Origin of the sequence: Marinifilum breve (assembly GCF_003202155.1) — a bacterium.
Lineage (GTDB): Bacteria > Bacteroidota > Bacteroidia > Bacteroidales > Marinifilaceae > Marinifilum > Marinifilum breve.
The window spans coordinates 1-7644 of the sequence record NZ_QFLI01000019.1 but is presented as its reverse complement, the minus strand read 5'-3'; the positions used below and the strand labels follow the sequence as shown (position 1 = coordinate 7644).

4 protein-coding genes are annotated in these 7644 nt (G+C 36.5%); all 4 read left to right on the top strand.

Going from position 1 to position 7644, the window contains the following annotated elements; translation table 11 throughout:
* Window positions 1–2816, top strand: a 2816-nt coding sequence (locus tag DF185_RS22745) for a SusC/RagA family TonB-linked outer membrane protein (RefSeq protein WP_110364034.1), incomplete at its 5' end; no start/stop codon positions are given.
* A 12-nt stretch (window positions 2817–2828) separates the two neighbouring features.
* Complete coding sequence (locus tag DF185_RS22740; RefSeq protein ID WP_110364032.1) at window positions 2829–4343, top strand: RagB/SusD family nutrient uptake outer membrane protein; 1515 nt, start codon at window positions 2829–2831, stop codon at window positions 4341–4343.
* 29 nt (window positions 4344–4372) lie between these two features.
* Window positions 4373–5416 (top strand): substrate import-associated zinc metallohydrolase lipoprotein, encoded by a 1044-nt coding sequence (locus DF185_RS22735; protein WP_110364030.1) that lies wholly within the window; start codon window positions 4373–4375, stop codon window positions 5414–5416.
* Window positions 5417–5430: 14 nt separating this feature from the next.
* On the top strand, window positions 5431–6810 hold the full coding sequence (locus tag DF185_RS22730) for a DUF4302 domain-containing protein (protein ID WP_110364028.1): 1380 nt from the start codon (window positions 5431–5433) through the stop codon (window positions 6808–6810).
* The last annotated feature ends 834 nt before the right edge of the window (window positions 6811–7644 follow it).

Here is a 7644-nt window from a genome sequence, read left to right as displayed (position 1 = left end):
CCTCTATTTATGGTGATACCAAGCCTTTATGGGTAGTTGATGGAGTGGTATTGGAAGATGTTGTAGATATTTCACCAGACCAATTGTCTTCAGGTGATGCTGCAACGCTTATCTCTTCTTCAGTAGCAGGTATCAATGCTGATGATATCGAAAGCTTTCAGATTTTGAAAGATGCATCAGCAACTGCATTGTATGGTGCACGTGCCATGAATGGTGTAATTGTAATTACTACCAAGAAAGGTCGTGCCGGGAAGAATTCCATCAGAGTAACTTCTGAGTTTACTATGAAAATGAAACCTAAGTATGCCAATTACGACATTCTGAACTCTCAGGATCAGATGGAGATGTTTCTGGAAATGGAAGAAAATGGGTGGCTGAGTTATGCAGATGTAATGCGATCAAAAGATGCAGGTGTTTTTCATAAAATGTACAGTTTGATTGAATCTTATGAAGATGGAAAGTACGGTTTAGAGCATACCGATGAAGCAAAATCAGGGTTTTTACGCAGATATGAAAGAGCCAATACCGATTGGTTTGATGTATTGTTTAGAAACTCATTACAGCAGAATCACTCGGTTTCTTTTTCAGGAGGATCGGAAACATCTAAATTTTATGTGTCAACCTCATGGTTGAACGATGCAGGATGGACCATTGCCGATAGAGTTGACCGTTATACTGTGAATATGAGAGGTGATTTCGAAGTAACAGATAAACTTACGGTAGGAATTCAGACAAAAGGGTCTATTCGTGAACAAAAAACACCTGGAACATTCAATCGAAGTAACGATGTTGTAAGTGGAAATTATTCCCGAGAATTCGATATCAACCCATTCTCGTATGCATTGAATACTACCAGAACCATTACTCCTCGCGATGAGGATGGAAACCTGGAGTATGTTCGTATGAACTATGCACCTTTTAATATTCTTGAAGAGTACAAAAACAATTATATCAATTTAGATGTATTAGATTTATCCATTCAAGCTGATTTAGGGTACAAATTCAACAAGCATTTGGATTATAAATTTACCGGATCAATGCGTTACGTAAAATCTGCAAACGAACACATCATTAAGGAGGGATCCAATGTGGTTGCTGCTTATAACGCTGGTATAGATGATCCTGTAATTTCAGATGCCAATAAATATCTTTGGAGAGATATTACTTATCCAAATTCAAGAAAGATTTCTGTTCTACCTAACGGTGGTTTCTACAATAAGGAGACCAATACCATGAAGAATTTCTACATTAGAAACATGTTGAACTACAACAGGATTTTTGATGAGATTCATTCGGTAAATGTAATGTTGGGGCAGGAGTTAAAATATGTTGATAGACAAAGTGATTATTTTAATGGTTATGGTTACCAATATAATAAAGGAGGAGTAGTATTCACTGATCCTAATATTATCAAATCAACCAATGAATCAGGATTCTCTTATTTTGGAATGCAAGAATTTAGAGATCGATTTGTAGCGGGCTTTGCTAACTTGGCTTATTCATACAAAGGAAAATACACCTTCAATGGTACTGCACGTGTGGATGGTTCGAACCAGTTGGGACAATCAAAAAGTGCAAGATATTTGCCTACCTGGAACTTATCTGGTAAATGGAATGCTAAGGAAGAATCTTTCTTAACTGATGTGGAATGGTTATCTAACTTATCTTTCAGAGGAACTTATGGATTGACAGCTTCTATGGGACCTGCTAACAATGCTTCAATCGTTTATAGAAATGCTATAACTACCACTCCATATGATTCTGAAAAGCAGAATGCGATGTATGCAGCCTCATTGGAAAATTCAGAATTGACATGGGAGAAGCAGTACGAAACCAATATTGGTTTCGATATGAGTTTGTTCAACAGAATTTCCTTAAGTGTTGATGCTTATAGAAGAAAAGGTTTCGACCTAATAGCATTTGTAAGAACATCAGGTATTGGTGGTGAAGGATGGAAGTTCGCCAATTATGCCGATATGACATCCAAAGGGATTGAATTTAGTTTGGGAACTAGAAATATTGTAAGTGATGCTTTCAATTGGACGTCTAATGTAACTTTCGCTTATAATAAGAATGAAATAACGAGTCTGAAAAACAGACCTATCATTTATGATTTAGTGAAGGCTGAAGGTGGAGCATTGCAAGGTGGTCCGGTTCGTGGTTTGTATTCCATACCTTTTGCTGGTTTGAATGAGTATGGATTGCCAACATTCTACGATGAAAATGGTAATGTTACTACTCAGGTGTATTTTCAGGACAATGCCATCAGCCATTTGAAGTATGAAGGATCAATTGATCCTAAAATTACCGGAGGATTTTCTAATATTATTGAGTACAAGAACTGGAAACTGAATGTATTCTGCAGCTATCAATTTGGGAACAAGATACGTTTGTATCCTTCATTCCATGCTTCTTATTCTGATATGGATGCCATTACAAAGGATATGAAAAACAGATGGTTGATGCCTGGTGATGAAGAGTATACTAACATACCAGTGATTGCAAGTAAAGAGCTTTACGATAAGTATGGTTATCAATTGGAATCGACTTACAATGCTTATAATTATTCAGATCAACGTGTAGCAAAGGGTGATTTTATTCGTTTGAAAGAGATTTCTTTGGAATACAGAATTCCTAAAGAATTCCTAAATAGATTTGGATTGACAAGTGCTTCATTAAAAGCACAAGGTACTAACCTTTGGTTGATGTATTCTGATAAGGCATTGAACGGTCAAGATCCTGAATTCTTCGGAACAGGTGGTGTTGCACTTCCGGTTCCAAAACAATACACATTCTCGCTTAAATTAGGATTCTAAAATTTGAAACAGATGAAGAAAAAATTATTATATATATTAACTATTATTGCGTCACTTGGCTTTGTGTCCTGTGATAATTATCTGGATACCACTCCCGACAACAGAACGGTGCTGGATTCGGAAGAGAAAGTGAAAGAGTTGTTGACAGCAGCTTATACTGAGGCTACCTATGGAATGTTTTGTTTTTCTATGTCTGATAATGCTGATGACAAAGGATCTGGACATTTTACTCAAATTAATAATCAACAGGGGTATTTTTGGGAAGAATTTACTGATAACGGACAGGATTCTCCGGCATATTACTGGGATGGATGTTACAATGCCATTTCACACGCAAATCAAGCCCTGGAGTTTGTTGAAAAACAGCGTATTGGAGGAGAGGTGCCTGCTGAATATTTGCCTTATTATGGGGAAGCTTTGGTGATTAGAGCCTACTGTCATTTTATGTTGGTGAACTTATGGGGAAAGCCATATACTCCCGCAACAGCAGAAAGTGATTTGGGTGTTCCTTACGTTACTGAGGTGGAGAATGTTGTGTTCAAAGATTACAAAAGGGAGACTGTTGCTAAAGTATACGAATTGATCGAAAAGGATTTGGAAGAAGGAATACAGTATGTTGCGGATGAGGTATATGAAGTTCCAAAATATCATTTCAACAGAGCTGCAGCCAATACTTTTGCATCACGTTTTTATTTGTATAAAGGAGAGTGGCAAAAAGTAGTGGATTATTCAACTGCTGCATTGGGAAGTAACCCGTCAACTTACCTGAGAGATCTTTCGGGTAAGTATGCAGATATGGGTTTGAATGAACAGGTAGCGGAATACTCCAAGGCAACAGAGCCGGCAAACTTCATGCTAACCAGTAATGTAACCTATTGGTTTCATTATTTCCAGGCTACATTGCAGTATGCATATACTCCATACATTAAGGCAAACTTATTTTCAAATAATTTCCTAATAGAATCAGAATGGGATTGGTCTCAACCAACAGCAAGTTTTGGAGAAGGTGATGATTTGATTGTAAAATGGGGATTTTTCTTTAAGCGAATTGATGTTAACTCAGACATAGGGTATTACTATGCCATGACTCCTAAAATTGTTGCAGAAGAGGCTTTGTTCAACCGTATAGAAGCCAACGTCATGTTGAAAAGGTATACAGAGGTTGAAGAGGATTTGAATCTATACTTTGAGAAGCGTATCAAATGGTATTCAGATACTCACAAAGTAACTGAAGAGAAGATCAATGGAGCCTACTTGAATGATTCACACGCTGATTCTCCACTTGCACCATGGTATGGATTTGAAGAAGAGAAGCAAAGAACTTATATGAATTGTGTGCTTGATACTCGAAGAAGAGAGTTTTATTATAATGGTTTAAGGTGGTTCGATATTCGTCGTTTCAGCTTGAAAGTGGAACACAAGGTTAAGAATGGAACACCTATAGTTTTGGAAGCAGATGATGCAAGAAAAGTATTGCAAATTCCTATTCCGGCGCAGCAATATGGTTTACAACCAAATGCAAGGTAATTTTTGGTGAATAAAATAATTAAAAAGACATGAAGAATATATATATATTACTACTAATGTCAGCAGTTTTATTCTCTTTTTATTCATGCGATAAAGAGGATGAATTGAGGGACGAGTCAGTAGTGGCCTATGATAAGGCATTGCAGAATGAACTGGATTTGTGGATTTACGAGCATCTTACAAAACCATACAATGTAAAGGTGAAGTACAAATGGGACGATTCCGAAGTATTTAATGATTTTCACGTGGTTCCTCCTACAATGGAGAAGGCCAAAGAATTTTTGGAGGCTTACCTGAATCTTTGGATTAAAACCTATGAAGAGGAATCTGTAGTTGGAGGCAATCCGGAATTCATGTACAAGTTTATGCCTAAGTTGTTAGTGCTGATAGGAAGTCCTCAGTACAATGCCGATGGAACCACGACACTTGGTTTGGCTGAAGGTGGAAAAAAAGTGACGATCTTTAATGTGAACAAATTTGCTGAGGTGGATTTATTTGGAGGCGAGACTCCTGAACAAGCTCTGGATATGAAAAGAACAGCTGTTGTAAAATCTTTCCATACCCTACACCACGAGTTTGGTCACATTTTGCATCAAACCAAATTCTATCCTGACGAATTCAAGGAAATCAGCAAAGGGAAATATACCGGGAACTGGATGGATATTTCCAATGATGATGCCAAAAAACACGGATTTATTACTGCTTACTCTATGTCTGAAGAAAATGAGGATTGGGTGGAAATTGCAGCATCGATGCTTTCTTTGGCTTCGCATACCAATGAACCCAAATTGCACATGGATTTAGCGGTGAAGGATAATGAAGGAAATTTAACAAGTCAGGATGCAGACATGTATTTATCTGATTGGGATTTTGAACTCCACTTCTGGGGATGGGAGTTGGATTTTGATCAATCTCCTGTTAGATGGAAGGTGACTCCCGAAACATTGGAAAACTGGAAGAAATTTCATTCCAAGGTAGAAATGGTAACCACCTATTACAAAGAAAAATGGGGAATTGATATGTATTCAATGCAGAAAAGGATTGATACAGCAGTTACTGAATTGTATAATTAAAAGATTGAGAAAATATGAAAAAGATATTATATATTCTATTGATCTTAGGAATCTTTTCTTCTTGTGATCAGGAATTTGAGGAGGTATTCGATCAAACACCAACAGAGCGAAAAAATGAAGCGAAAGCTGAACTAACAAAAGTACTTGCCAATGCTGAACATGGCTGGAAAACAGTTATGGTTGTTGGAGATAAAATAAAAGCGGGTGATTTCTTTCTATTTAAGTTTGTTGCTGAGGAAGGGCAAAATAATGGAGAGGTTACCGTGGCCAACCCTTTTGACACAAGTACCTCTGAATTTGAGGTTCGTAGTGAAAATGGGACTGTACTAAACTTTAATACATATAATGAGGTTTTTTATTGGTTGGTTACGCCAAACGGTTGGGAGCCAGGAGGTGTAGGTGGCGATTTAGAGTTGGTTTATGTGAAGGAAGAAAATGGAAAGCTACACTTTAGAGGAAAGGCTAAAGAGATCGAATTAGTACTAGAAAAGGCAAGCGCAGATGATTGGGATACTACTACTATTCAGGAGGACTTTACAAACTTTAGAGCCAGATTCAATACCAATTTTACCGGGATCCGCTTGACCAAAGGAATGGGTGCTAGCGAAGAGAAACCTTTTGTAGCAGTGTTTTTTGATGCATTTATTACCAATAAAGCCGGTTATTCTGAGAAAAAAGATTTCTTTTATGGAATAAAATACTGGATTGGAGAACAAAGAAATGAGACTGCAGAAGCAAGCTTTATTTTTACTAAGGATGGTATTACACTGACAAATCCATTGGTAATTGAAGGAGACACTCTTAGCAAGTTAAGCTATAATTCAGATCTTGATACCTGGGAGGTGGCTAATGAAGGTCTTGAAGGAGAAGTGGTAAGTTCCGATCTACCAATTCATTCCCATCCCAATGCTACTGATCACCTATTCGAAGTTTTGAAAAAAACATATAATAAAGGATGGTATTTTAGTCCGTGGTCCGCAAGTTGGTCAGGGAAATTTACTGAGATTTTGGGACCTATTTATGATGGTCCGGTGATAAACTATGTTGTGTTAGGGACGGAATTTGCTACTCCTGAAGGTGTTGAGTATGGCCCTGGTATATATTTGAAAGGATCTGTATGGGGAACATATGCTTACCTTCCGGTGGAAGTGATTAAGAATGGAGAGAGTGAGTTTAGAATGGAATGGACTGGAGAAATTATTTCTGATATTGAAGGAGTGGAGGATTTTATCGCTACTGATTCAAATATGCAGCAAATGCTTGATATGCTTTTGAACGAGACAGGATGGAGCTTGGCTCTGGATATTCACGATTATCCTGATGGCAGTAAAATCTACTCATATGAAATGTATTACATGCCTGATCCATCTTACAGATTTTACGGTTCTTTTTAAGATGATGCAATAACTACTATTTTATACAATAAACACAAACGAGTGCCTCTCCAATTTACTTTGGAGAGGTCTCAAAAAATCTTTATTAACTATTTTCCATATCCTAAAGGTTTTTCCTTCCTATTTTAAATTTTTGACTGAAGATCCTTTTTAATAATTGATTGCTATTATTGGAAAAGTGCATATGGCAATCAATTGTTAAAGAAATAGATTACAATTAAAAGTGATTGGTGTAAAAATTACATCTCCATGGAGATGCTATATACCAAATGATTCAGAACTTTTTTTATCAGAAGCTAATGTGTTTTATTATAAATCTTTTATCCAAGAAAAAATAAAGACAGTGTGAATTTAGATTTTAATGCAATTAATTTTTACCCTGTTCTTGTAAAGCTATGACTAGTTAGTGGGTTGAGAGTTTTCTGGCTGTTATTTACCCCCTATGCCAGAAGACTCTCTTTCATAAAATTAAGGAGTTTTTGAGACTCTTTAGGTGCTGTTCACGATCATTCCAAATTTTGTGTAACAAAAAAAGGATAATACAAAACTTAATATGCCTGTTTACAAGTGAATATATTGCTTTTAATTAGGTTGTAATTATCCGTTTTTTATGATTTCTATACTAGTGGATTTTCAACTTTTTTTTTAGAATGGACATCAAAAATAAGTTATGATTAATTTGAATAAGTGCTACGAAGTTAATAGTCTGCAGATTGTTGAAATGAAAGGGAGGATAGAACTAAAAGATATCATTGAGTTTTTTAAAGAAATTTTAGAGACGAATTTTTTGTCTAGCCAAATTCAAATACTTGAGGATGCTACTTTGGCAGAGTT

What these genes read in the sequence shown, in the direction of transcription:
- DF185_RS22740 (WP_110364032.1), top strand. Translation starts at nt 2,829, where the DNA reads ATGAAGAAAAAATTATTATATATATTAACTATTATTGCGTCACTTGGC.
- DF185_RS22735 (WP_110364030.1), top strand. Translation starts at nt 4,373, where the DNA reads ATGAAGAATATATATATATTACTACTAATGTCAGCAGTTTTATTCTCT.
- DF185_RS22730 (WP_110364028.1), top strand. Translation starts at nt 5,431, where the DNA reads ATGAAAAAGATATTATATATTCTATTGATCTTAGGAATCTTTTCTTCT.